The sequence below is a fragment of the Paraburkholderia sp. BL23I1N1 genome (assembly GCF_003610295.1).
In the GTDB taxonomy this organism is placed as follows: Bacteria; Pseudomonadota; Gammaproteobacteria; order Burkholderiales; family Burkholderiaceae; genus Paraburkholderia.
Genome location: NZ_RAPV01000001.1, coordinates 4,095,270 through 4,119,252 on the forward strand (window position 1 = coordinate 4,095,270; position 23,983 = coordinate 4,119,252).

Below are 23,983 nucleotides of genomic sequence, written 5' to 3' on the forward strand. Positions count from 1 at the left end.
AGCTTGACACGCGATGCCTACACCTCGCTCCGGACTTGCGACGGTAGCCGCCCGTAGTGCCGGTGAAACACGCGTGAAAAATGCGACGCGTTGCCGAAACCCGCTCGCCCACCGATTTCCGCGATCGTGACTTGACGGAGCAACGGTGACTTAAGCATCCGCATGGCAACGGCAGCACGCGATGCCATTAAAAGCCCACCGTACGTTTCGTTGGAGGCTGTCAGCGCGCGGTGGAGAGTCCTCACCGAGATATTCAATGCTTTTGCAATGTCTGGCGCCGTCAGGCCGGCTTCACCGCAGCGCCCCGCGATGCAGTCTCTGATCCGGGCACTCAAGTCGCGCTCCGGTCTTGTCGCTGGCCTCGGAGTTTCCTCGCTCGCCACGAGCGCCAGCAAGGCGCCAAGCTGATCGGCGAGGACGGACACCGGAAGTGGCGAATCGACAATCAATTGTGGCGAAAGTTGTGCCACAAACGCGACCAGTGCCCGTCCCCAGCCAGAAGTCACGGAGATCCGTCGGCCGATCAATCGCCCCGATGACGGTACCCAACATTTAAGCCATTCGGGCGAAAGTTTTACGTGGACGACCTCATAACGACTGGTCAAATCAAGCATGAAGTCAAGTTGCGAATCGACGATCAGCGCTTCACCGGGCAGTAGCCGGATCTGTTCGCGGTGGCTCGTGTTCCAGGGCGAACAAAGATTAATCATCAGATGTAACGTGTGTTCGCCACTGCGATCGTCAGCACGTGGATCCCGGCTCGCGATGTGAGGCGTGCCGGTCTGCCGGATAATTGTCAAGGGGCCGGCTTCGGCGAGTTCCATATTCGACTCGAACTCGCCCGGGCGTCGACCCGAGAGCACCAGAGGCGTGATTGCGTTCGACACGACGTCTGCGTAAAAGTCGAACCGGCTAGACGCCTCTACGTCGCTGGTTGTCCACCGAAAGACACTCGACGATGTGGAAGTTTCCATCTTCCCTCCCGATGGGATGGCACGAGACCCGGCGGATGAACGTCGCGAATATATCGATCGCCCCCCGGTCCATGATTATGATCATGGACCGGGTTCCATGGCTAGAAAAGCGTGAGGGATACGCGCGCCTCGCTCCACCCGTTACGGAGACCTTTCCCTCGGAGCTGGCCGGATGGTTTCGCGACCAGGCGTCTCAACCTCCCGCTGAGAGCACTTCGCAGATGAGCGGGCATAGGAAGAGAACGCGTCGACGGATTGCCAACGATCTACCCACCTGTCCCGACCGGCCGAAAGCGGCCGTACCCGGAAGTACGAGGTCGGCGCAGCAAGGTGCGGCGGCGGGCCTACGCTGGGCTTCCGTAGTCGACCCGTTTCAGTCATTCGAGATCGCCGAGACCGGACATTCAGGGCGGCGCGGTGCTCGCCAGTTTAGCCGCGGGATTCAGCGGAAATGGGCCGTGCGCTGTTCGGGCAATTTGTCTGCCTGGATTGGGGCGCGGGAATAAAGTCTAACGACAAGGTGTTCTGTGAATGTAGTCGTGCAGTACAAACCGCAACCCCATTATCGCGTTCGCCAAAGGAAATGAGTCAATGGAATATCAATCCGGCACAAGAGTGTCTGACGACATAGACGGGGCAGCCTATTCGCCCGCTAATCTCATGCAACTGGGCATGGGATTTTGGGGCTCTAAAGCGTTGCTGTCCGCGGTCGAGCTCGGTGTATTTACGCACCTCGGGAAAGGGCCTCGCAACGGTGAGCAGTTGACTGACGAGTTGGGATTGCATCCGAGATCGGCTTTGGACTTTCTCGATGCTTTGGTTTCGTTGCAGGTGCTGGAGCGAGAAAACGGTCTCTATCGGAACACGTGCGAGACAGGACTATTTCTCGATAGAACGCAATCGGGATATATCGGGGGAATACTGCAAATGGCTAACGACCGACTATATCCGTTCTGGGGATCGCTTACCGAAGCGCTGCGCAGCGGACTGCCGCAGAACGAGGCGAAGCAGGGCGGCAACCCGTTTGATGCGATCTATCGGAACGAACGAACACTGCGTGTTTTTCTGGAATCGATGACTGGGATCAGCCTCGGCGCCGCTAAAGCGCTTGCGCAGAAATTTCCTTGGCAAGACTACGGTTCGTTCATCGACATTGGTGCGGCGCAAGGCGCTTTAGTCGTAGAGGTTGCAAGCGCGCATCCGCATCTCACGGGTGGCGGCTTCGATTTGCCGGCAGTCGGACCTTTATTTGACAAGTATGTCGCGGAACACGGGTTAAAGGAGCGCTTTCGTTTCCATCCGGGCGATTTCTTTAAGGAAGCCTGCCCGTCGGCCGACGTGCTCGTGATGGGCCACATTCTTCACGACTGGAATCTCGAGCAGAAGCGCGAACTGCTCGCCAAATGTTATGAGGCGCTGCCTCCGGGCGGCTGCCTGATCGTCTACGACGCCATTATTGACGATGAGCGCAGACAGAATGCGTTCGGCTTGCTGATGAGCCTCAATATGCTAATCGAGACGCCCGGGGGCTTTGACTATACGGGTGCTCAGTGCCGTGAATGGATGGCCGACGTCGGCTTCAGGGAGATTCGGGTCGAACCACTACTCGGGCCGGATTCGATGATCATCGGGATTCGATAGTCGGCCAGCCGGTGCACTAGTTTGGTGACTGGTCATAGATTGACAACGATCTACGATGCCGTGCCGATTGACCGCAACTGGCCGATAGCGCCAGTTCGATAAACGTGCCGCTGTGAGGACGCTGGAATTCTCAATGGCAGCTTTCCGACGGTATGTGCGAACGCGTAGTGCCGGCCAATCAGGGACGCCGGGCAGGGCAATCGCATGAAAAATTGTTTACCCACAATGGGTTACGAATGGGGGTTGTAAGCTGCTGCGAAGAAGCGTTAGCTCCTGGTTTTGCCAGGAGCCGGGAGTGGTGTGGACGACGAATACGAGCCGTTGAGTTTGCAGGACGCGTTTGGGGACCTGAAGGACCCGCGTGTACGCACCCCGGAGCATGATCTGACGGAAATGCTGGTGGTTGCACTGGCGGCGATCCTGTCGGGCGCCGACGGCTGGGTGGGGATCGCTTTGTGGGGGCACGGACAACTGGAGTGGCTGCGCCGGTACTTGCCGCTGCGCAACGGGATTGCCTCGCACGACACGTTCGGACGCGTATTCGCAGCGCTTGATGCGCGGCAGTTCGAGGCCTGCTTTGTGCGGTGGGTAAGCGGTATCTGTCCTGCCGTCGCGGGCCTGGTGGTGGCCAATTGACGGCAAGACAGTACGGCGCTCGCACGGCATGGGGCGTAGCGCGATCCATCTGGTATCGGCCTATTGCGGCGCGTTAGGGGCGACCTTGGCTCAGGTCAGGACTGCCGCCCAAAGCAACGAGATCACCGCGATCCCGGTGTTGCTGGATGCCTTGCTGCTCAAGGGTGCGATCGTGACGATCGACGCGATGGGTTGCCAGCGGGAGATCGCGGCGAAGATTGTGGCTGGAGGTGCCGACTATGTGCTTGCGGTCAAAGGCAATCAGCCTGCCTTGCATGAAGCAATCGTGCAGCTGTTCGATGCACAGCGCACACAGCCTCTGCGCAGCGTGCGCTTCGTTGAGCACTGTCAGACAGGCAGGAAAGTGCACGGAAGAATCGAGACGCGCCGGTGCGTTGCGACCGACATGATTGACTGGCTGGATGAGGACGGTAAATGGGCCGGCCTGCGTTCGGTGGGGATGGTTGAGGCCACCCGCGAGATCGACGGCCGCGTTTCGCTGGAGCGGCGGTACTACATCAACAGCCTGCCCGCTGACCCGAAACGGATCAACGAGACGGTGCGCGCTCACTGGGCCATCGAAAACAGCATGCATTGGGTGCTCGATGTCGCGTTCGGCGAGGATCAATGCCGCGCCCGGGTGGACAATGCAGCACAAAACTTCGCGATCCTGCGCCGCATCGTGTCGAATCTACTGCGCGCTGACAAAGCCACCAAGGTCGGCATAAAGAACACGCGGCTCAAGGCCGGATTCGATGAACACTATCGGGCTCGAGTGCTTGGAATGCAGGTCTCCTGATGCGATTGCCCTGGGACGCCGGGCGCCAGTTATCCTACGGCCGGTTTCGAAGTGTTAGCTGACATACCCTGCGGTGTGACCCCGCAAGTCTCCAGGCTTCCCTGCTATTCGCTGCGTAACTGCTGCATCATGTGCAGCAATTAACTGCACGCGTCCCGCTTGATGCACGAGTCCGACTTTCCCATAATTTGACGCAACGAAAGGTCATCGGGAGACGGTCGGACGCGTCGATCACGAAATCAGCGCAATCGATCTTGTTCAACCTTTCGGACGGACCAATGGAATACGCCAATATTTTCGATAACCGTCACTCTGACGAAATCGCAGCCTTCCTTGCGGTGGCAAAGCAAGGCAGCTTCGTTGCAGCCGGGCAGCTTTTGAACCGCCACCCGACCGTGCTTTCGAAACGGATAGCCGCAATGGAAGCACGTCTTGGCGTCCGATTGATGGAGCGATCGACGCGACATGTTCGTTTGACCCAGGTTGGACTAGATATGGCGTCGCGTCTGCAAATGGCAATGGCGATGATCAGTGATGCAGAGCGGCAGGCAGCAAGCGAATCTGCCGACGTCCGAGGTATTTTGAGACTGGCGCTCCCTGCTTCGATGGGGCGTCGATGGATTGCACCGATACTGCCAGAGTTTATGGAGACGTATCCGGCAGTAAAAGTGGTTGCCGAGTTTGATGAACGATTTGTGGATCTGATACGCGAAGGGTTCGACGCAGCTATACGTATCGGTGAGCTTGCAGACAGCCGACTGGTAGCAAGAAAACTAAGCACGCATCGCCGGATTCTGGGCGCTGCACCGTCCTATGTCAAAAGGCGAGGCCACCCCGCAGGACCGGCCGATTTGATAAATCACAATTGCCTTCGCTTTAGCGGATTCACATCATTCCCGGAATGGAAGGTGGTTCGTGGAGAGGAGCGATACACCTGTCCTGTCGACGGAAGTTTAACGACTAACGATAGCGATACATTGCTAGCAGCCGCCGTTTCGGGAACGGGAATTGTCGGCGCGGGGGAGTGGCTTATGAATCAGGACATATCGCAAGGACGACTGGTCCGCGTACTGCCGGATTGGGAATTGGATTCAGCGGGAGACATATCTTTTGTCCGGCCTTCCGCCAAGTATGAAGCGGCACCGGTGTCTGCCTTCAAAAGCTGGATCGAAGGCCGATTCAGGCACGGAGCACCGTGGGATTTCCCCCTGCGATGACGAGCCTTAAATAGGAGAACGACGTGTTGAAAGGTGTAGCTTTGTCCATCACAGCCACAAGCCTCTTTGCGGGTTTGTATTATTACTCTACGTTGCTGCACCCGCTTACGGGCGAGTTGATATTTGGCTGGCGGATGGTTCTCATGATGCCTTGCATCACCGTTTTCTTGATTGCAACTGGCGAATGGAGCAAGGTTAAGGCATTGTGTTTCCGGATCAGAAAGCGTCCTCACCGAAACGTTGAAGAAGGACCGGGAAAGCTTGTTGGCTTTTTACGATTACCCGGCGGAACACTGGCAGCATCTGCGCACGACGAACGCGATCGAGTCGACGTTCGCGACCGTGCGCCACCGCACCACGCGTACGCGCAACTGTGTGTCGCGAGCGACCTTCCTGGGTCTGGCATTCAAGCTGATCGAGGAAGCCGAGAAAACCTGGCGCCGTATCAACGGTCCTGAACAGATCAAGCTGTTGCTGGAGGGCATAGCCTTCAAGGACGGCGAACCGGTGCAAGACGATCAACCGGTTCAGCAGAAACTCGCCGCCTGAAAGCACCTGTCTTCAAGTTGCCCATACACCACTCTTGACGTTAGCTCGGCTGCGTCTTCAGGAATCGTGTGTGTGAGGGAGACATTTTCGATGTAGTCGTCCGGCACCGAGAGAATCAAGGCATTGTCGACGGACAGCGTGTAGTAGTCGTGCTGGAACGGCACCTCATTGATACAAATCTTCGAGGTGTGTTGCCCAATTGTTTGGGTCTGGCATTTGGGTGCTGCGGCGAATGCCGGCACAGCGCCAAGCAGGAAAGCGAGGGCGAAAAGTCTTTTCCTATTGATCTTGTGTTTAGGGAAAGAGTCCCGAACGCCAATAACGTCAGGCCTAACATTCATGTCGGCACGCCAGATTAAATCTTGAGTAATTCTGGCAATCTTCTTTATTTTGTTTTCGCTGAAAAACTAAACAGCTTCGCACACGTGAAATCGACGAACACCCTAAGCTTCGGCGACAACTGCCGACTCGATGGCCATAGGATCGAGAACTGTCCAGGGGCGATCCGGTGCCCGTCGAGCAACGTCGTGAGCGTGCCCGTCGCGAGCGCGTCGCGAACCAGAAAATCCGGCATGTACCCAATGCCAAAGTCCGCTATGACAGCCTCGCGCAGCGCTTCCATGTTGTTGCAGGTTATCGACGTCCGCAGGTTCGCAGGCTCACTGCCATCCGCCAACAGTTCCCACGGCTGGAGCTTGCCCGTTGTTGGAAAACGGTAGCGCACGCACGCATGCACTTCCAGGTCGCGCAGCGTGTGGGGCATGCCGGCTTGCGCGAGATAACCGGGCGACGCGCACAACAGGAAGCAGAATGCGCCGAGACGGCGTGACATCAAACTCGAATCCGTCAGCGCGCCGCTGCGGATGACCGCGTCGAAACCGCCTTCCACGACGTCCACGAGCCGGTCGTTGAAATCCAGATCAAGTTCGACATCGGGATAGCGGCGCGTGAATTCCGGCAGCACGGGCAACAGGAATCGATAGCCGATCGCGGGCAGGCTGACGCGCAGCCTGCCGCGAGGCGTTTGCGCAGCCTCCGACAGCACGGCCTCGGCATCGCGCAGATCTTCCAGTATCCGGTGACAGCGATCGTAGAAATGACGTCCCTCATCGGTGAGCGTGACCTTTCGTGTGGTGCGGTGAAAGAGCCGCACGCCGAGCGATTGCTCCAGCTTTGCAATCGTCTTGCCAACCGCCGACGCCGAGATACCGAGCTTCTGGCCCGCGGCAACGAAGCTCAGCGTTTCCGCCGTGCGCACAAATGCAACGATTCCGTTGAGGTTGTCCATCTCGCTCCGATGCGCGTAAAACCGATTCAATTCAGGAATTTAACTCCGTTATCAACGGAATTCCACCTTGTTTTTATTCGATTGAATCCGAATTATCGTTGATCGCTCTGCCGGGCGTGCACATCCATGAGGCTTTGCACAGACCGGCTTCCTTTGGGGAGCGTCGATGAGCAACATCTTTTCTCCGGGTTCATTCGGACGGCCAGTCGCGATTCTCACGGCCGTTTGTCTTGCCGCGCTCGCGTTGCCGCTCAGTTTTTCGGCTGGCGCGTTGGCCACGCCGGCGATCGGGCGGGAACTCGCCGGTGGCCCAGTCGAGATGAACTGGATCACGAACGCGTTCATGCTGACCTTTGGCAGCCTGCTGATGGCGGCGGGGGCACTCGCGGACCGCTTTGGACGCAAGCGCTTATTTGCGATCGGCGTAAGCGGATTCACGCTGGTCTCGCTATTGCTCGGCTTTGCACCGTCGATCCTGATTGTCGATTTGCTGCGCGCCATTCAGGGTGTTGCCGCCGCGGCCGCGCTGGCTGGCGGGACTGCGGCACTCGCGCAGGAGTTCGATGGCCGCGGGCGCACCCGGGCATTCAGTCTGCTCGGCACGACCTTCGGGCTTGGCCTTGCATTCGGCCCGGTGCTGGCCGGTTTCATGATCGAGCACTTCGGTTGGCGAGCGATCTTCGCGACGGGTGCGGTAGTGGGTGTCCTGGCGCTGCTGTTCGGCGTGCCGCAGATGCGTGAATCGCGCGACCCGGACGCGCAGTGCATCGACTGGGCGGGCATAGCAACGTTCACGGGCGCATTGTCGTGCTTCACGTTCGGTGTGATCCAGTCCTCGGAGAGCGGCTGGTCGAGTCCGCTCGTCGTCGGATTCCTGTTGGGTGCGGTACTGCTGGCCGCCGCGTTCTGGGTCATCGAAACGCGAGTCGCGCGGCCAATGCTCGATCTCTCTTTGTTCCGCTATCCGCGTTTTGTCGGTGTGCAAGTGCTGCCGATCGCGACCTGCTACTGCTACATCGTGCTGCTCGTCGTGTTGCCGCTGCGTTTCGTCGGTGTCGACGGCTACAGCGAGATCGACGCTGGCTTGCTGATGCTCGCTCTGTCCGCACCGATGCTCGTCGTGCCGCTCGCCGCCGCGATGCTAACGCGCTGGATCTCCGCCGGTGTCATCTCGGGTATCGGCCTGTTGATCGCTGCGGCCGGTCTGTACTGGCTGATCGCTGGTTTGGCCGACGGCACGAGCCATGCGGTGATTGCACCATTGCTCACAATCGGTGTTGGTGCCGGGATGCCGTGGGGATTGATGGACGGCCTGTCGGTGAGCGTAGTACCGAAGGAGCGTGCGGGCATGGCGACGGGTATCTTCAGTACCACGCGCGTGGCAGGCGAATGCATTGCACTCGCGACAGTCAGCGCAATTCTGGCCGTGCTGACGCAGGCACGCGTGCTATCGACCCTGAAACCTCATGCGATACCAGCCGAAGTGTCCGAAGCCGCGGCGCGGCTTGCTGCTGGCGATCTCGATCGTGCATCGGCGCTCCTCCCCGACGTCGCCCGCGCAACACTGCAGCACATCTATGCCGACGCGTTCGGTCTTTTGCTCGGGGGATTGATCGTCGTTACGCTGCTATGCGCGATCACGGTGTTCGTGATGCTTGGCCACACTCACGCCGACGACGATGCGTCGGCGAAACATGGGCTTCGTGAGCTTCGTGAGCGCGTGACGACAAGCGATCGAGAACACGCTTGATGCGTGGTCTGATCAGAATGAACCGCCGGTCAATGCCGGGCTGGATCGATTAGAAACTGACGAAGGCCTGCACAAGCCGGTTAAAAGCGCCGGCGTTGGAGACATTCATGCCGTGTGATGCTCCGGCGATGGTTTGACTTTCCGCATTGTCGATCCACTCCGTGAGCTTTTCGACGTTGTTGCGAAACATGCGAGGGCTCCGTTGTCCCTCGATCAACAGCGTCCTGCATTTCACATCGCGTGCGCTTTCGTGGGAATAGGCGGGCAACGGATCGCGGAACTGCTTGGGCAGCGTGCCTGCGTTGTCGATGGCCATGGTGCGGAACGCGACCGGACTCTTGCGCCATGATCCAGGCACGCTCACCGAGTCGACGAACAGCTCCAGTCCCGCGTCGATCTGGTGGCTCTCAATGAGTTCAGCGACGCGTGCGCGCAGCACATTGGCTGCGGCCGGCAGCGAAGCGTCCGGCGTCCCTTCGATCTGCAGCGGACCGCCCGGGTCCGCCAGCGTCAGCGATTTCACGAGCCGCGGATAGTCGCGTGCGACATGAAACGCCACGCAGCCGCCGCGCGAATGCCCGACCAGATGCACCGGCCCAAGGTCGATCGCCTCGATGAATTCGGCCAGCTCGGCGACATGCGTCTGCCAGCCGAACTCGCTCTGGATACAAGCTTCGCCTGCCGGCCAGTAGTGGCTGAGACTCACCGAGATGCAGCGGAAATGCCGCGACAGCGCCGCGGTCTGTGCGCTCCAGTAGCGATAGTCGCAAAGCGAGCCGTGCACGAATACCAGCGGTTCGCCTTCTCCGCACTCGACGTAGGGCACGCAGATGCCCGATGCGATGGTCGCAAACGACAGTTCGGGTACGGCAAGCACTGAGAGGTCGGTACGGGCGTTCATTGGGGCTCCTTTGCCGGCACTATGCCCGATGTCGATACCCAAGAAAATCGCGTAATATTGATCGAATCTATCTATTTTTCTGATGCCAAGCCAATTGAAAGCTCTCGACATCGATGTCATGACCATGATCGTCGCCGTCGCCGACACCGGCAACATCAGCCGGGCGGCGGAGGTGGTGCATCGTTCGCAATCGGCGGTGAGCATGCAGATCAAGACGCTCGAGGCCGCGCTCGGCAAGCTGCTTTTCGTTCGCAAGCCGAGAAGCGTCGTCCCGACCCAGGACGGCGAGGTCCTGCTGACTTACGCTCGCCGCATGCTGGCCTTGCGCGACGAGGCATGGGCGGCGGTGGTTCGGCCGGACGTGACCGGGCGCGTGAGCATCGGCGTGCCGGACGATTACGCCTCGTCGCTGCTGCCGCCGATTCTCAAGAAATTTTCCGCGACCTATCCGAAGGTCGAGATTCAGGTCGTGGGTTTGCCGAGCGTCGCGCTCGCGCCGATGGTGAAAGATGGATCCGTGGATCTGGTCTGCGCGACGCGAGTCAAAGGCTTGTCCGGCGAGTTCATCCGGTTCGAACCGATGGACTGGGCCGCGGTACCGAGTGCGCACGAAATATGGCAGGAAAGGCCGCTGCCGATCGCCGTCTTCTTACCGGGCAGCGTGGCGAGGGAGAACGCAATTCGCAGCCTCGAGCGCGCGAAGATCACCTACCGAACGTCGTATGAAAGTCCGAGCCTGCTCGGCCTCTTGTCGATGGCCGAAGCGGGACTTGCCATCGTGCCGCTTGCGCGATGTGCGGTCCCGAAGCACTTCGCGCTGCTTGGACCGGCGCAAGGTTTGCCCGAGATCGCGCCACTCGAAATGGTGCTCGCGCGAAGTACGGGCTCAAAGCGGCCTCCGTGCGATTTTCTCGCGGAAAAGATTCTTGCCGAGTTGAGACGCTAGCCGCGGCCTAGCCGTCAATCGGATGAGCGGGCGTATCCAGCAACAACTGATAGAAAGCCAGATCCAGCCAGCGACCGAACTTGAAACCGACTTCAGGTAGCGTACCCACGTGCTTGAAGCCAAGTCGTTCATGCAACACGATGCTCCCGGCGTTCGTCGCGTCAATGCCGCCCATCATCGCGTGAACGTCGTTCTGTCGAGCCGACGCAATGAGTTCCTGCATCACCACCCGGCCAAGCCCTTGACCACGACAGTCCTTATGCACGTACACCAAGTGTTCCACCGTGTACTTGTAGGCCGGCCACGCCCGGAACGTGCCATAGCTTCCGAAGGCAAGCAGCGTTCCAGCGCTGTCCTCGACGCCGATCACCGGAAAACCGCCCGTCCGTTTCGCGTCGAACCAGGCTGTCATGTTCTGCGCGGTCCGAGGCTTGTAGTCGTAGAGCGCGGTTGAATTCAGAATCGCCTCGTTGAAGATGTCGAGGATCGCATCGGCGTGGCGCTCGAAAGTACAGTGGACGATGGCGTGTTCGCTCATCAGGTTCTCCTTGAATTAGATGGGAATGTTGTCAGCGCCACTGCATAGCGGGCCTGCTTGCGGCTTGAGTTTAGAAAAACAATGCGCTGGTCGAGCACCATGGCAAGGCAGTCGCCGGTGTCGAGTTGCCATGCCGTTTCACCGACGATGACTTCCATTTCGCCTTCGAGCACCCAGACCTGCTGATGCGTTACCACGTTGCGCACCACATTCTCGAAGGCGACGCTTTCGCCCGGCGGGAAGATCACCTCAACCAGTTCGAGCGGCGACGCGAAGCCACTCGGTGACACATGCCGGCGAACGTAGCCGGAGGCGGGATCTTTCCAGACCTGTTGGTCCGACAGTCGCGCGAGCGGCTGTTCCTGCACGCTTTGGGGCTCACCCGAAAGCAACGCGGCCAACGTGACGCCCAGCGCATCAGCCAGCTTGTTGAGCACGACGGCCGTCGGGCTGGTCTCCTGACGCTCGATCAGCGAAATCATGGAGCGGCTTACTCCGCTCGAGTCAGCTAGCTCGTCGAGCGTGTAGCCGCGAACCTTGCGCAGGTCACGGACACGTTTGGCAATGAGGGCGTCGATATCCATCGATCCAGTATAGTGGATTTTTCGTCCATTACAATGGCATGGAGATTCGCGGTGTTACCGCGGGTAGGCGGTGAGGTTCATGTCTCACGGGGGTAAAGCGACCCGCTACATGCTGGCATTTTCGACCACGCGGCCTTCCGCGCGCCAGCGGAGCATGCCGCCGGCAAGGTTGGCAACCCGCTCGAATCCGGCCTGCCGCAGCATGATCGTGGCCTGTGCCGACCGCCCGCCAGCCCGGCAGACCGTCACGATCGGGCGCTCCTTCGAAAGTTCGGCGGCGCGCGTTGCCAGCTCGCCCAACGAAATAAGCGTGGCCGCGGGGATGCGCCCCAGCGGTCCGTCGAACTCGTCGGGCTCGCGGACGTCGAGGATCTCGACGGCAGGCAGATTTTCTTCGAGCCACTGGGCGTTGATTTCCCAGATGCCCGCAAAGCTGCACGTCAGCGGCGCCCAATCGGGTTCCGTCATCTGCGCCGGGACGCTCGCCGACAGGCCGCATTTCAGGTTCGCAGGCACCGCGACGTCGATCTGCTTCGGATGCGCCAGATGCAGGTTCGTCATGTAACCGATGAAGTCGTCTTCGCACAGTTCACCGCCAAGGCGCGGATTGAAGCGCCGTTCCTCGCCCACACTGGTCACCGTCAAACCGCGATAGTCGTGAGCCGGATAAAGCAGGCACGCGGCGGGCAGCGTGAAAATGTGGTTGTGGACCGCGCGATACATGGCGCGCGCGTCACCACGCTGGAAATCCGTGCGGCCAGTGCCCCTGATCAACAGGCAATCGCCGGTAAACGCCATGGTCTCGTTGTCGAGCACGAGCGTGATGCAGCCGTCGGTATGACCCGGCGTTGCACGGACCACCAGGTATCGCGTGCCGAACTCGATCCTGTCTCCATGGTTCAGATAGCGGTCCGCGCCTTCGGCGCCGCTCGCAGCCGATATGGCAATCCGGCTACCTGTACGGCGATTCAGCATCCATGCCCCGGTCACGTGATCGGCGTGGACGTGGGTGTCGATCGTGTACAGCAGATGCAATCCAAGCTCTTCGATCAGGGCGGTATCCCGGCGCACCTGTTCAAATACCGGATCGATCAACACAGCTTCTCGCGTGGTGCTATCCGCAAGAAGATACGTGTAGGTTGAAGACTGCTGATCGAATAGCTGCCGGAAGGTCAACACGATTTCGCTCCGCGCCCGCTTGTGCGGGCGCTTAAAAATGGCGGCCCATGGAGCGCCGCCAAGCCTTACTTCGGTTGCTCAACGTACCGCAGGTACGGTTTCACGGTTTTGAAACCCTGCGGATATTTTTGCATCGCGGCATCGTTGGAAACGGAGGTTGGAATGATCACGTCGTCACCCGGCTTCCAGTTCACCGGCGTCGCCACCGCGTGTTTCGCGTTGAGCTGGAGCGCGTCGAGCAGCCGCAGCACTTCGTCGAAATTGCGGCCGGCACTCATCGGATAGACGAGCATGGCTTTGACTTTCTTGTCCGGTCCAATGAGAAACACCGAGCGTACGGTTGCGTTGTCTACCGCCGTGCGCGGGCCGCCGCCTGCTTCCGGATGAATCATGTCATAAAGCTTCGCGACCGTCAGGTCCGCGTCGCCGATCAGCGGGTAGCTGACCTCGTGACCCTGCGTCTCCGCGATATCCTTGACCCACTCGTTGTGGTCGCTGACGGGGTCGATACTGAGCCCGATAATTTTTGTGTTGCGCTTATCGAATTCCGGCTTGAGTCCTGCCAGGTAGCCGAGTTCCGTCGTGCAAACAGGGGTGAAATCCTTGGGATGCGAAAACAGGATCACCCAATGGTCGCCAATCCATTCGTGAAAGCGGATCGTCCCCTCGGTGGTTTCGGCGGTGAAATCGGGAGCGTCTTCTCCTAGTCGAATCGACATCATCAGTCTCCATTGGTTGGGTGCACCGGGGTACCCGTGCTGCGCTCGGAGCGACGTCCTCCAGGCTGCCTGGGTAGTTAGTCAGGCGATTGATCTGACTTGAGATCACCCTCCGGCTGGTTGCACCGTATCACGCTGGAGGACCATCTGCGGGTGCAGCAAATTCAGAAGCTTTCCCCAATAGCCGCGATGCGGAACAGGCACCCGGACGTGCTGCAAGTCGCCCCTATAGCGTAGAACAAAAAAGACTGTCGCTGTAGGGAGAGCGTAGGGTGAATCCGCAGTCGTGGCGGCGCGTTTGCTGGCACTCCGAAGAAAAAGAACGCGCACGTTGCGTCATGCCCGAACCCGGATTTCCGCTTCAACCCTGGCTGTTCGCTGCACTGCAACCAGCGTGGAATTATTTTGACGGCGTCCGGCGATTCGATATCGGCGGCTAGATTCTTGACATATCTATCGGATATCCTTACTGCCGCAATGAACAGTGTGGTATCGGGACGCGCTCATCTTTTTCGTTCGAGAACTCCGGCCTCTGCACAATGCCAATAAAAACATAGCCACTACGGGACCCACCATGCTACGCCACCACACGTCGCGTCTCAGACGCGCTTCCGCCGGCATCATGCTGGCTGCGATTTCCAGCCTGATAACCGGCTGCAGCGACGGAATGGCGGACGCCGACGTCGCATTCGTCAGCGCCGGGACGCCGCCGCAATTCGAAACCCTACGGATGTACGGCGCCGCCCCGGATAACGTCGCCCCGGGCGGCGGTGCTCATGTCCAGGGCGGGCTGCGCCAGGGATGCCAGGCGATCATCCGCTCCGCGGGCAACGAGGAGCGCGTGACGGTGATTCTCGAGGGCGAACCGGGCATCCCGTTCGATCTCGACGTCACCCGTACGTCCAACGGGTGGAACGTTACTTCGAACGGACTCACGCCGCCGAGCACCGATCCCGTCGCTTTCCGCACGCGCTTCACCCACTGCGTGAACGCGATCCGCGACAAATATGCAGCCGAACCAGCAAAAGCCCCTTTCAAATAAGCTTCGTCCTTCGCCTTGGTCGATCTGGCGTGCGGCACGCCCGCGCTATCGTTCCTCTGCGATGCGGCTCCCAGCGCCGCGCCCGGGTGACTATACTCAAAGAGGCCGCCTCTGATTCAGATTCACCGGGCTCCGGTGATAGAGGCGCCGGGCAGGTATTCAACGCGAACCGGTCGAGTCGCGGGGGAGGAAGGTATGTTCAAGCATCTGCTGGTGCCGACTGACGGCTCGGCGCGTTCCGCAGCCGCCATTCAGATGACGGTCAAGCTCGCCGTGGAGAACGGAGCCAAAGTCACGGGGCTCCATGTCATCCCGGAGTTTCATATGCTCGCCTATGGCACGGAGATGATCGCGGACAACGAGGAGCGAATCATTCAGTCCGCGCGACAACGTGCGGATGACTACCTCGAGGTTATAAAGAAAGCGGCTGCGCAAGCCGGTGTCGAGTGCAACACGGTTGCCGTCAGTCGCGCCCATGCCTATGAGGCGATTATCGGCGTGGCGGCAGAACAGCACTGCGATCTCATTGTGATGGCGTCCCACGGTCGAAGCGGCATGCGGGCGTTTTTGCTCGGCAGCGAGACTCAGAAGGTTTTGACGCATTGTCAGATCCCGATCCTCGTCGTCCGGGAGCCGGCGCCGGGCGCTAAAACCGCTCCACCCTGAACGGCCGCGTGTCCACTAGCGTCTCCTCACCGGTCATCATCTCGGCGATCAGCCGGCCCGTGACGGGGCCTAGCGTGAGCCCGTGGTGTGCATGGCCGAACGCGAACCACAGGTCTTTATGATTTCGCGCCGGGCCGATGATCGGCATCATGTCGGGCGTGCAGGGGCGCCGCCCCATCCAGGCTTCATTGTCGAGACGCTCGCCCAAAGGAAACAGCGTGCGCGCAATCGGTTCGACCGCGGCGAGTTGCGTGGGCGTTTTGGGCGCATCGCAGTGCGCGATTTCCGCCCCCGTGGTCAAGCGGATGCCTTTCGCCATAGGCGCCAGCAGGTAGCCGTTCTCGACGTCCAGAACCGGGTGATTCAGACGGGCCGCTGCCTGAGGCGCATAGTGCATGTGGTAGCCGCGTTTGACGGCCAGCGGCAACCGGTAGCCGAGTCGCGTGCTGGCGCGGTCCGACCACGGACCCAATGCGACTACCGCCGATGAAGCGGTGATCGTTCCGTCTTGCGTGTCGACGGTCCAACCCTCGCGAAGCGAGTCCGCATCGCCGATGAAGAATCGGCCGCCCAGCGCTTCAAAATACTTCGCGTAAGCGGTGACGAGCGCGTTGGGATCGTTCACGGAATCGGATGCCGTATAGCGCAGGCCACCTAACAAGGTCCTGTCGAGATCGGGCTCTTTCTGTTGCAGGCGGCCCGCATCCAGCGATTCGAACTCGACGCCATATTCCCGATGCCACTGTTCGGCGTGCTGGAGTTCTGCGTCCTGCGCTGCCTTGCTGCGAAACACCTTGATCCAGCCGGTGTGGCGCAACAACGCGCTTGCACCGGCATCCGCAGCCAGCGCGCGGTGTTCGTCCACGCAATGTTCGATTAACGTCGAGTACGACCTGGCGATAGCGGCGTGCTTTGCCGGATGAGAATTGCGCCAGTATTGCCACAGGAAGGGGGCCGTCTTGAGGATGGCATCGGCATGGTAGCGAACGTCCGGTGACTGATTGCGCGCGTACCGAAGCAAGGTGCCGAGGTCGCGTGGAAAGGCATAGGGATACACGCCTTCGCGCTGGATCAGCCCGGCGTTACCGAAGGATGTTTCGTTGCCGGGTTGCTTGCGGTCGATCAGCGCGACCTGGCGGCCGCGTTTCTGAAGATGCACCGCCACGCACACGCCGACAATGCCCGCACCGAGCACGACGGTATCGAATTTTATTGTGGTCATGAACTCAGTGGGTACCGGTTAGGCTGCGAGTGTCGTTACTGCGCGGCAATTGTCACGCAGCAACGACGGGTTCGCAAGCTAACGGCAGCATCCACAGCATGCGTTCAGCTATCCCACGTGCTTCAAAAAGTCCCTCAGGCGCTGCGTGGGCGGGTTGTCGATCAGCACGGCCGGTTTGCCGTCTTCCGCAATTCCGCCGTTGTCCATGAACAGCAGGCGCGTCCCCACCCGCTTCGCAAAACCGATCTCATGCGTGACGACGATCATCGTCATGCCTTCCGTCGCGAGGTCCTGCATGACCTTGAGAACTTCGTGACGAAGCTCGGGATCGAGCGCCGAGGTGGGCTCGTCGAAAAGCATCAGCTTCGGCTTGATCGCGAGTGCGCGCGCGATCGCAACACGCTGTTGTTGTCCGCCGGACAGCTCTGACGGATAGTGATTGGCCCGCGATTCGAGACCGACTTTGTCGAGCAGCGCCATGGCCTGGTCGCGCGCTTCGGCGCGCGTTGCGCCGCGTACCTGAATCGGCCCGAACATGACGTTCTCGAGCGCGGTCATTTGGGGAAACAGATTGAACTGCTGAAACACCATGCCGGCTTCGAGGCGAATGCCGCGGATGTCCGCGGTATTTCCCTTGACGCTCAATCCGTCGACGAGCAATTCGCCGCCGCTGATTTTTTCGAGTGCATTGATGCAACGAAGCAGGGTCGATTTGCCCGAACCCGAAGGCCCGACGATCACCACCACCTCGCCGCTTTCGATACGAAGATCGATGTCCTTGAGCACGGGCACGTGGCCGAAGCTCTTCGAGACGCTCTGGAATTCGACCATGCTCATAGTATGCGCATCCTTCTTTCAACCAGACGCAACGACAGCGTCATCACACCTGTCAGGACCAGATAAATCACCGCGACGGCAGACCAGATTTCAACCGCCCGAAAATTTCCGGCAATGGCTTCCTGGCCCTGGCGTGTCAATTCGCCTACGCCGATAACGATGAACAGCGACGTATCCTTCAGACTCACAATGCACTGATTGCCCAAGGGCGGAATCAGCCGACGGAACGCGAGCGGCCCGACGATTTTCAGCAGCACGCGCGGCATCGACAATCCCATGGTGAGGCCGGCTTCCATCAAGCCCTTGGGAATGGAAAGCAAGGCCCCGCGCACGACCTCGGCAAGGTAGGCGCCCGAGTTCACGGTGATCGCGATAATGGCGGCGGTGAGCCCGTCGATCCGGATGTGCGCAAGCAGCGGCAGCGCGAAGTAAAGGAACATCACCTGAACCACAATCGGCGTGCCGCGAATGAGTTCAATGTAGACCTGCGCAATGACGTTCAACGCGAGCGGGCCGTACGCGCGGAACATGCCGGCGATGACACCGACAATGAACCCGCCTACCAGCCCCACGAACGCGATGAACACCGTCAGTTTCACGCCGGCCATCAAGTCTGGAAGTGCAGTCCAGATAACTGCCCAATCGAATTCCACACACCGCTCCTGGTTGAGTCGTCTCTCGCGCAGCGAACGTCGCTGCGCGTCCCGCTTGTGACGATTACGACTTGGGCGGCTCCGAACCGAACCACTTCTTGTACAGCGTCGCGTAACGGCCGTCGGCTTTCATCTTGGCCAACTCCTGGTTGACCTTGGTGACGAGCGGACTGCCCTTCGGAAAACCGATGCCGTATTTGTCGCCGCTGACCGGCGTGCCGGCAACCTTCACCTTGTCTTTGCCGGCGGTGCTGACGAAATAGAGCACATTCGGCGTGTCGTGCATGGCGGCGTCCACCCGGCCTGCTTCCAGCGCCAGATAGGCCTGGTCGATGTTCGGGAACTGGCGAATTTCCTTCGGCTTCAGGTGCGCCCTGATCCAGTCGATGGTGGCCGTGCCCGTTTTGGCGGCGATAACTTTGCCATTCAGGTCGTCGATGGATTTGATGCTGGTGTTCCCGGTCTGCACCATCGCGGCGAGCCCGCTGTCGTAGTACGGATCGGAGAAATCGATTGCTTTCTTGCGCTCTTCCTTGATCGTCATGCCCGAGAGCGCGACGTCGATGTTCTGCGTTTGCAGGGCCGGAATCAGGCCGCTGAAGTCCATCGGCTGAATCTTGTATTTCCAGCCCTGATCTTTTGCGATTTCCGCCCACAGGTCGAGATCGAAGCCGACGTACTTGTCGCCTTGCTTGAATTCGAACGGCATGAACGAGGTGTCGGTGCCGACGATGAGTTCTTTATCGTCGGCGTGGGCGAGGGTTGTGCCGAGCATGGCGACAGCAACCATAGACATGAGGAAGGATCGACGTCCCATAACTTCTCCGCGGTGGTGGGCAATACCCCTGACAGCGTCAAGGGACGGCTGACTGACACCGGGTGGCGTCGCAACATGCGATGCGCAACCCGCCTATATGGCAACATGTGTTGTCAAAGCGGATACTACGACAACAAAAAGTTTGGCAACAGCTATTTCTGGTGATGAAAACCCTGGATCGACAACATTTGTTGTTTGTTGTCCATTGTGTCGATCCAGGTGTAGTTCCAGATCTGCCGTCAGGCAGAGTAGTGCGGGCACTGCGGGCGCGTTAGCGGTCCACGCGCTGTTGCAGATGGGCCGGGTAGCGGTCGCCGACCACCTTGATCTCCCGCGGGGCGGCTTCGATAGCGGACTGATCGTCTGCCGACAATTCGACCGCGGCCGCGCCGACGTTCTCCGTCAGCCGATGCAGCTTGGTGGTACCCGGAATCGGCACGATCCACGGCTTTTGCGCCAGCAACCAGGCAAGGGCGATCTGTGCGCGAGTCGCGCCTTTGCTGCCGGCGATCCGGCCCAGCACCTCGACGAGGCCCGCATTGGCCTTGCGATTTTCTTCCGAGAAGCGCGGCACGATACTGCGGAAGTCGGTTTTGTCAAACGTGGTATTCGCGTCGATGGCGCCGGTGAGGAAACCCTTGCCGAGCGGACTGAACGGCACGAAGCCGATGCCCAGTTCCTCCAGCGTCGGGAGCACGGATTCTTCCGGTTCACGCCACCACATCGAATACTCGCTTCGCAGAGCCGCCACGGGCTGCACCGCGTGGGCACGGCGAATCGACTTCGCGCCCGCTTCGGAGAGACCGAAGTGCTTGACCTTGCCCTGCTGGATCAACGCCTTGACGGCGCCGGCGACGTCTTCGATCGGCACGTTCGGGTCGACGCGATGCTGGTAGAGCAGATCGATGCGATCGGTGTTCAGGCGCTTAAGCGAAACCTCGACGACGGCACGGATGCGTTCCGGCCGGCTGTCCAGGCCCTGGCTCACGTCGCCTTCCTTGATCGCGAAACGGCGCCAGCGCCTCGCCGAGGAGTTCCTCGTTAACAAACGGTCCATAGGCTTCGGCGCTATCGAAGAACGTCACGCCTTGGTCGAAGGCGGCCCGGATCACTTTGATGCCTTCGGACTTTTCGGTTGCGGGGCCGTAGCCGTAGCTCAATCCCATGCAACCGAGGCCGATCGCCGATACCTCAAGACCACTGTTGCCAAGCTTGCGATGTTGCATGCGCCTGCTCCTTTCGTCTGTTATCGATGGGTGCAGACGATCTAATGCTGTTGTGCGCGGCTCAACAATCGGGCTGGGATTGCATAAGGTATTGAGGAAAATTCATCTATGGTGCACGCAGGCCCGCTTCGCCTACTCGCTCGCGGACTCGACGGGAAGCTCGGTGTCTCGCGCGGGTCGGCGTAAGGTTCGCACCTTCCCGCTGCCACCGCCGCCGCAAAAGAACTGATCGCCGCCATCGGATTCAAGCCCGGACACGAATACGCCAGGTGGCATCTCGAGGCTCTCCAGGACTTCTCCCGTATGAGGATCGATTCGTCTCAGCTCGCTCGCGTCGTCTTCCCAGGTGGCGTGCCAGAGTTCTCCGTCGTTCCAGGTGACCCCGGTGACGAAGCGGTTCGATTCGATGGTGCGAAGAATCGCCCCCGTTTGGGGATCGACCTGAAGAATCTTGCGGTCGCGATAGCGGCCCACCCAGAGCGAGCCTTCGGCCCACGCGAGCCCCGAGTTACCGTCGTCGCCGCCCGGCGCCGGGATCGTGGCGAGCACGCTGCCAGAATTCGGATCGATCTTCTGGATGCGACCGCCGCCGATCTGAAACAGGTACTGACCGTCGAAGGCCGTTCCTGCCCGCGCGGCAACCTCGATCGAGCGTAGCGTTTCTCCGTTCGAGGGATCGAAGGCGTTCAGTTTGTCTCCGGCAGCAATCCAGACGTGCTGACCGTCATACGTGACGCCCCCCACTTGGTCGACACCCGGAAAGGGCCCATATTCACGGACGATTTTGGCGGCTGATTTATTCATGATTCGATCCTAATTACTCGGTAGGGGAGCGGGGAGTAACAAAGTCGTCGTGAATCCGGGCATGGGCGGCGTCATCCAGCGTCGCGCCCGCCCGCGGCCGAACGACTGCACCTTGCCGGCAGCGGCCAGCGAGTCGAGTGCCCGCTGCATGGTGCGCTGGCTGGCGTCCAGCGCTATCGCGAGCGCCGAGCTCGACCACGACTCGCCGTCGGCCAGGAAGGCGAGCACCATCGCATGCGGCTCTTCGACCGGCCGCGCGAGCACGACAACCTCGCGCGCGCCTTGCGGCACCAGCGCAAAGCCCCGCTTCGTCGCGCTCACGCCGGCCAGCGTTCCAAGCAACGCGCGAAGCCGCCCGACTTCGACACGCAGTCGCGCGCGATGCGATTCATCGGCGTGCTTCGTCCGGAATGCGCGCGCGATGAGCGCGTCCCTCGACACGTCTTCGGGCCACGCTTCGGCCAATGCGCGTGCGAGCGCGAACAACACCGGACGCCGCGCGAGCGGAACCACGATGTTGGCTTCACGTACGACGTAACGGCACGCGTCCACGATGAGCGCCTTCGACGCCATTAGCGCCTCGACCTCTTCGAGTAGCAGGGGGCGTTCCTCGCCGTGCGCAAGCAGCCGTGCGGCGGGCGTGTTCAGCAGAAGGCGTGCGCTTTCGACCTCGGCAGTGAGCGACGGGATACCGGCATGGCGCGCGGCGCGCTCAGCCCTCGCGAGTGCCGCGTGCGCGGTTTTCGTCTGCAGGCGGCGCATCGCGATCCCCGCGACGACCAGCTCGTGGGCGGCTCTCGGCGCGGGCGGGAAGGGGGCGGGATCGAGTTTGGCGAGGAGGTGCTCGGCTTCGTCGAGGCGCCCGATCAGGAGCAGGCGCCGCACTTCGAGATACCGGGCATGTGCGGCATTCAGAAGATCACCGTGGGCTTCGAGCGTCGCCCGCGCGGCGTCGAGCGCCTTCGCCGGCCAGCCCAGATCGCGGGAGGCGAGCGCGATTTCGGCCTCGGCGACCACACATCTCGCGCGGGCCACAGGCTGTTTCGTGCCAAAGGCGCGCGCCGCGCTTCGCACCAGCGCTTTCGCTCGAACGAGGTCGCCGAGCTGCGCCATCGCGATGCCTCGCAGCGCGAGCGCAGGTGCGTCGTCGCGCAAGGCGACGTGGTTCAGCGCGCCGAGCGGGTCGCCCGCCGCGAGCGCCCGTGCCGCGGCCGTCACTAGCGAGTCCATAGTCGTTTCGAATCCCGCCACACTTGTCACTCCCACCGTTCAGGTGCCCGTGACTAATCTAGCACGACCACCAACCAGTCCGTCGCATCGGCAATTGAGCGAGCGACACAGGACGCCCACGGAGGAAAGCATGACCACGACACATACGACAGGGACACGCGAAGCGTGGCTGGCCGCGCGGCTCGACCTGCTCAAGGCGGAGAAGGCGCTCACGCGGCAGAGCGACGCGGTGGCGCAGCAGCGGCAGGCACTGCCCTGGGTGCGAATCGACAAGATGTACCGATTCGAAACCGACGCAGGAAGCGCCTCGCTCGCGGACCTCTTCAAAGGACGCTCGCAGCTCCTCGTGTACCACTTCATGTTCGGGCCCGACTACAAGGCGGGGTGCCCGTCGTGCTCGTCGATCGCGGATGGGTTCGATGGCGTCGCGATTCATCTGGCGAATCACGACGTCACGCTTTCGGCGGTGTCGCGCGCGCCGTTGGAGAAGCTGCAGGCGTACCAGCGCCGCATGGGGTGGACGTTCCCCTGGGCGTCCTCATACGGAAGCGACTTCAACTTCGACTTCAACATCTCGTTCACCGAGGCGCAGCAGCGTGAAGGGAGCATCGAATACAACTACGAACGCGGCGGCTACGCGATGGACGCGGCACAGGTGCCGGAACCCGTCGCCCGGTTCGCGGCCACCTGCGGAACCGACCCGGCGACGTACACACGCGACCGGCCGGGTTTGAGCGCGTTCGTACTCGAGGACGGCGTCGTTTATCACACCTATTCCACCTATGCGCGCGGCGTGGACGGCATCTGGGGCATGTATCAGTGGCTCGACCGCGCCCCGATGGGCCGCAACGAGACGGGTGTCTGGTGGAAGCGCCACGACGAGTACGAGCCGCGCTGAGCCGGATGATGGGACACGTTAGCGCAACCGGAGGACGGGAAATGTCGGGACACCTGATCGGCGTGCCAGTTTCGCAGCGGGCGTTCCTCGGCGTCTCGGCGCTGCTCTTCGCCGTCAGCGCGGCGGTGACCATCGTCGGCGCCGCGTCCATGTCGGCGATGGGCGAAATGCCGATGCCTGGCGGCTGGACCATGTCGATGGCGTGGATGCGGACGTGTGGACAGACGTGGCCAGGCCTCGCGGCGTCGTTCCTCGGCATGTGGATCGTGATGATGGTCGCGATGATGCTGCCGTCGCTCGTGCCTATGCTGTGGCGCTACCGCGAGGCCGTTGGCGGGACGGGCGAAACGCGCCTGGGCTGGCTCACGGTGTTAGTGGGCGCGGGGTACTACTGCGTGTGGACCATGTTCGGTGTGGCCGCATTTCCGGTGGGCGCTGCGCTGGCGGCGCTCGAGATGGAACTGCCGGCGCTGGCGCGTGCCGTTCCGCTCGCGGTGGGCGTGATCGTGCTGATCGCCGGGGCGCTGCAGTTCACCGAATGGAAGGCACGCCGTCTAGCCTGCTGCCGGGAGGTGCCGGGGCGCTGCCCAGGGTTGTCCGGGTTGCATCGGCTGCCTACACGCGCCGCCGCCACCGCATGGCGGCACGGCATGCGCCTCGGCCTTCACTGCTGCTACTGCTGTGGCGGCCTGACCTTGATCCTTCTGGTTGCCGGGGTCATGGATTTACGAGTAATGGCTGTCGTGACGGCGGCGATTACCGTCGAGCGTCTCGCGCCACACGGCGAGTGCGTGGCGCGCGTCATGGGGGCTGGCATTGTCGGCGCAGGGGTGTTGCTGATCGCGCGGGCCGTGGTGTTTCCATAAA

General features: G+C 60.9%; 22 protein-coding genes and 3 pseudogenes. 10 read left to right on the forward strand and 15 right to left on the reverse strand.

Annotated features, from left to right (window positions below; genetic code table 11):
• Positions 1-17: 17 nt before the first annotated feature.
• Positions 18-974: an AraC family transcriptional regulator gene (locus B0G76_RS19090; protein ID WP_120293963.1), complete on the reverse strand. Its 957-nt coding sequence runs from the start codon at positions 972-974 to the stop codon at positions 18-20.
• A gap of 591 nt (positions 975-1,565) precedes the next feature.
• Here B0G76_RS19090 and B0G76_RS19100 point away from each other — a divergent pair.
• The 4 genes and pseudogenes from B0G76_RS19100 to B0G76_RS19115 form a co-directional block, all read left to right on the forward strand.
• Positions 1,566-2,615, forward strand: a complete 1,050-nt coding sequence (locus B0G76_RS19100; protein ID WP_183082091.1) for a methyltransferase — start codon at positions 1,566-1,568, stop codon at positions 2,613-2,615.
• A 300-nt stretch (positions 2,616-2,915) separates the two neighbouring features.
• A pseudogene (locus B0G76_RS19105) lies at positions 2,916-4,050 on the forward strand (ISAs1 family transposase).
• Positions 4,051-4,328: 278 nt separating this feature from the next.
• Positions 4,329-5,267, forward strand: a complete 939-nt coding sequence (locus B0G76_RS19110) for a LysR family transcriptional regulator (protein WP_120293965.1) — start codon at positions 4,329-4,331, stop codon at positions 5,265-5,267.
• A 234-nt stretch (positions 5,268-5,501) separates the two neighbouring features.
• Positions 5,502-5,816: pseudogene (locus B0G76_RS19115) on the forward strand (transposase); the annotation flags it as partial.
• Here B0G76_RS19115 and B0G76_RS44845 read toward each other — a convergent pair.
• Positions 5,795-6,157, reverse strand: a complete 363-nt coding sequence (locus B0G76_RS44845; RefSeq protein WP_120293966.1) for a hypothetical protein — start codon at positions 6,155-6,157, stop codon at positions 5,795-5,797. The pseudogene B0G76_RS19115 and the gene B0G76_RS44845 overlap by 22 nt on opposite strands.
• A gap of 44 nt (positions 6,158-6,201) precedes the next feature.
• The gene (locus tag B0G76_RS19125) at positions 6,202-7,104 is read right to left on the reverse strand and encodes a LysR family transcriptional regulator (RefSeq protein ID WP_120293967.1); all 903 of its coding nucleotides are present in this window, start codon (positions 7,102-7,104) and stop codon (positions 6,202-6,204) included.
• A 166-nt stretch (positions 7,105-7,270) separates the two neighbouring features.
• Here B0G76_RS19125 and B0G76_RS19130 point away from each other — a divergent pair, with 166 nt between their 5' ends.
• Positions 7,271-8,854 (forward strand): MFS transporter, encoded by a 1,584-nt coding sequence (locus B0G76_RS19130; protein ID WP_120293968.1) that lies wholly within the window; start codon positions 7,271-7,273, stop codon positions 8,852-8,854.
• A gap of 49 nt (positions 8,855-8,903) precedes the next feature.
• Here the strand turns inward: B0G76_RS19130 and B0G76_RS19135 are convergent, their stop codons facing one another.
• Positions 8,904-9,755: an alpha/beta fold hydrolase gene (locus tag B0G76_RS19135; RefSeq protein ID WP_120293969.1), complete on the reverse strand. Its 852-nt coding sequence runs from the start codon at positions 9,753-9,755 to the stop codon at positions 8,904-8,906.
• An 82-nt stretch (positions 9,756-9,837) separates the two neighbouring features.
• On the opposite strand from B0G76_RS19135, the gene B0G76_RS19140 reads away from it, so the two are divergent.
• Entirely contained in the window at positions 9,838-10,701 is an 864-nt protein-coding gene (locus B0G76_RS19140) for a LysR substrate-binding domain-containing protein (protein ID WP_183082092.1), read from the forward strand.
• A 7-nt stretch (positions 10,702-10,708) separates the two neighbouring features.
• Here the strand turns inward: B0G76_RS19140 and B0G76_RS19145 are convergent, their stop codons facing one another.
• The 4 genes from B0G76_RS19145 to B0G76_RS19160 form a co-directional block, all read right to left on the reverse strand.
• Positions 10,709-11,239, reverse strand: a complete 531-nt coding sequence (locus tag B0G76_RS19145; protein ID WP_120293970.1) for a GNAT family N-acetyltransferase — start codon at positions 11,237-11,239, stop codon at positions 10,709-10,711.
• A complete protein-coding gene (locus tag B0G76_RS19150; protein WP_120293971.1) occupies positions 11,239-11,823 on the reverse strand; it encodes a helix-turn-helix domain-containing protein in 585 nt (194 codons plus the stop codon). Before B0G76_RS19150 ends, B0G76_RS19145 begins: the two co-directional genes overlap by 1 nt.
• A 105-nt stretch (positions 11,824-11,928) precedes the next feature.
• Positions 11,929-12,999: a rhodanese-like domain-containing protein gene (locus tag B0G76_RS19155; protein WP_120296542.1), complete on the reverse strand. Its 1,071-nt coding sequence runs from the start codon at positions 12,997-12,999 to the stop codon at positions 11,929-11,931.
• 68 nt (positions 13,000-13,067) lie between these two features.
• Entirely contained in the window at positions 13,068-13,721 is a 654-nt protein-coding gene (locus B0G76_RS19160; RefSeq protein WP_120296543.1) for a peroxiredoxin, read from the reverse strand.
• Positions 13,722-14,343: 622 nt separating this feature from the next.
• Here B0G76_RS19160 and B0G76_RS19165 point away from each other — a divergent pair.
• Positions 14,344-14,763: a hypothetical protein gene (locus tag B0G76_RS19165; RefSeq protein WP_147394065.1), complete on the forward strand. Its 420-nt coding sequence runs from the start codon at positions 14,344-14,346 to the stop codon at positions 14,761-14,763.
• Between the two features lie 195 nt (positions 14,764-14,958).
• Positions 14,959-15,429, forward strand: coding sequence for a universal stress protein (locus B0G76_RS19170; protein WP_120293973.1), 471 nt, complete (start codon positions 14,959-14,961; stop codon positions 15,427-15,429).
• Here B0G76_RS19170 and B0G76_RS19175 read toward each other — a convergent pair.
• The 7 genes and pseudogenes from B0G76_RS19175 to B0G76_RS19205 form a co-directional block, all read right to left on the reverse strand.
• A complete protein-coding gene (locus B0G76_RS19175; RefSeq protein WP_120296545.1) occupies positions 15,410-16,642 on the reverse strand; it encodes an FAD-binding oxidoreductase in 1,233 nt (410 codons plus the stop codon). The two genes, B0G76_RS19170 and B0G76_RS19175, sit on opposite strands and share 20 nt — an antisense overlap.
• 117 nt (positions 16,643-16,759) lie before the next feature.
• Complete coding sequence (glnQ, locus tag B0G76_RS19180) at positions 16,760-17,488, reverse strand: glutamine ABC transporter ATP-binding protein GlnQ (RefSeq protein WP_183082093.1); 729 nt, start codon at positions 17,486-17,488, stop codon at positions 16,760-16,762.
• A complete protein-coding gene (glnP, locus tag B0G76_RS19185) occupies positions 17,485-18,141 on the reverse strand; it encodes a glutamine ABC transporter permease GlnP (RefSeq protein WP_120293975.1) in 657 nt (218 codons plus the stop codon). The genes glnQ and glnP overlap by 4 nt, the downstream gene beginning before the upstream one ends.
• 64 nt (positions 18,142-18,205) lie before the next feature.
• Positions 18,206-18,958: a glutamine ABC transporter substrate-binding protein GlnH gene (gene glnH, locus B0G76_RS19190; protein ID WP_120293976.1), complete on the reverse strand. Its 753-nt coding sequence runs from the start codon at positions 18,956-18,958 to the stop codon at positions 18,206-18,208.
• 271 nt (positions 18,959-19,229) lie between these two features.
• Positions 19,230-20,184, reverse strand: a pseudogene (locus B0G76_RS19195) (aldo/keto reductase).
• A 132-nt stretch (positions 20,185-20,316) separates the two neighbouring features.
• Complete coding sequence (locus tag B0G76_RS19200; RefSeq protein WP_120293977.1) at positions 20,317-20,988, reverse strand: glutaminyl-peptide cyclotransferase; 672 nt, start codon at positions 20,986-20,988, stop codon at positions 20,317-20,319.
• A 9-nt stretch (positions 20,989-20,997) separates the two neighbouring features.
• Positions 20,998-22,218: a helix-turn-helix domain-containing protein gene (locus B0G76_RS19205; protein ID WP_120293978.1), complete on the reverse strand. Its 1,221-nt coding sequence runs from the start codon at positions 22,216-22,218 to the stop codon at positions 20,998-21,000.
• Positions 22,219-22,348: 130 nt separating this feature from the next.
• Between B0G76_RS19205 and B0G76_RS19210 the strand changes: the two genes are divergently transcribed.
• Together B0G76_RS19210 and B0G76_RS19215 are read left to right on the forward strand one after the other, a co-directional pair.
• A complete protein-coding gene (locus B0G76_RS19210) occupies positions 22,349-23,116 on the forward strand; it encodes a DUF899 domain-containing protein (protein ID WP_120293979.1) in 768 nt (255 codons plus the stop codon).
• 41 nt (positions 23,117-23,157) lie between these two features.
• Entirely contained in the window at positions 23,158-23,982 is an 825-nt protein-coding gene (locus B0G76_RS19215; RefSeq protein WP_259460638.1) for a DUF2182 domain-containing protein, read from the forward strand.
• Position 23,983: the final 1 nt, after the last annotated feature.

Excerpts from the sequence above, each read along its gene's own strand:
- B0G76_RS19090 (WP_120293963.1), bottom strand. The coding sequence starts at position 974 with ATGGAAACTTCCACATCGTCGAGTGTCTTTCGGTGGACAACCAGCGAC.
- B0G76_RS19100 (WP_183082091.1), top strand. The coding sequence starts at position 1,566 with ATGGAATATCAATCCGGCACAAGAGTGTCTGACGACATAGACGGGGCA.
- B0G76_RS19110 (WP_120293965.1), top strand. The coding sequence starts at position 4,329 with ATGGAATACGCCAATATTTTCGATAACCGTCACTCTGACGAAATCGCA.
- B0G76_RS44845 (WP_120293966.1), bottom strand. The coding sequence starts at position 6,157 with ATGAATGTTAGGCCTGACGTTATTGGCGTTCGGGACTCTTTCCCTAAA.
- B0G76_RS19125 (WP_120293967.1), bottom strand. The coding sequence starts at position 7,104 with ATGGACAACCTCAACGGAATCGTTGCATTTGTGCGCACGGCGGAAACG.
- B0G76_RS19130 (WP_120293968.1), top strand. The coding sequence starts at position 7,271 with ATGAGCAACATCTTTTCTCCGGGTTCATTCGGACGGCCAGTCGCGATT.
- B0G76_RS19135 (WP_120293969.1), bottom strand. The coding sequence starts at position 9,755 with ATGAACGCCCGTACCGACCTCTCAGTGCTTGCCGTACCCGAACTGTCG.
- B0G76_RS19140 (WP_183082092.1), top strand. The coding sequence starts at position 9,838 with ATGCCAAGCCAATTGAAAGCTCTCGACATCGATGTCATGACCATGATC.
- B0G76_RS19145 (WP_120293970.1), bottom strand. The coding sequence starts at position 11,239 with ATGAGCGAACACGCCATCGTCCACTGTACTTTCGAGCGCCACGCCGAT.
- B0G76_RS19150 (WP_120293971.1), bottom strand. The coding sequence starts at position 11,823 with ATGGATATCGACGCCCTCATTGCCAAACGTGTCCGTGACCTGCGCAAG.
- B0G76_RS19160 (WP_120296543.1), bottom strand. The coding sequence starts at position 13,721 with ATGTCGATTCGACTAGGAGAAGACGCTCCCGATTTCACCGCCGAAACC.
- B0G76_RS19165 (WP_147394065.1), top strand. The coding sequence starts at position 14,344 with ATGCTGGCTGCGATTTCCAGCCTGATAACCGGCTGCAGCGACGGAATG.
- B0G76_RS19170 (WP_120293973.1), top strand. The coding sequence starts at position 14,959 with ATGTTCAAGCATCTGCTGGTGCCGACTGACGGCTCGGCGCGTTCCGCA.
- glnQ (WP_183082093.1), bottom strand. The coding sequence starts at position 17,488 with ATGAGCATGGTCGAATTCCAGAGCGTCTCGAAGAGCTTCGGCCACGTG.
- glnH (WP_120293976.1), bottom strand. The coding sequence starts at position 18,958 with ATGGGACGTCGATCCTTCCTCATGTCTATGGTTGCTGTCGCCATGCTC.
- B0G76_RS19200 (WP_120293977.1), bottom strand. The coding sequence starts at position 20,988 with ATGAATAAATCAGCCGCCAAAATCGTCCGTGAATATGGGCCCTTTCCG.
- B0G76_RS19205 (WP_120293978.1), bottom strand. The coding sequence starts at position 22,218 with ATGGACTCGCTAGTGACGGCCGCGGCACGGGCGCTCGCGGCGGGCGAC.
- B0G76_RS19210 (WP_120293979.1), top strand. The coding sequence starts at position 22,349 with ATGACCACGACACATACGACAGGGACACGCGAAGCGTGGCTGGCCGCG.
- B0G76_RS19215 (WP_259460638.1), top strand. The coding sequence starts at position 23,158 with ATGTCGGGACACCTGATCGGCGTGCCAGTTTCGCAGCGGGCGTTCCTC.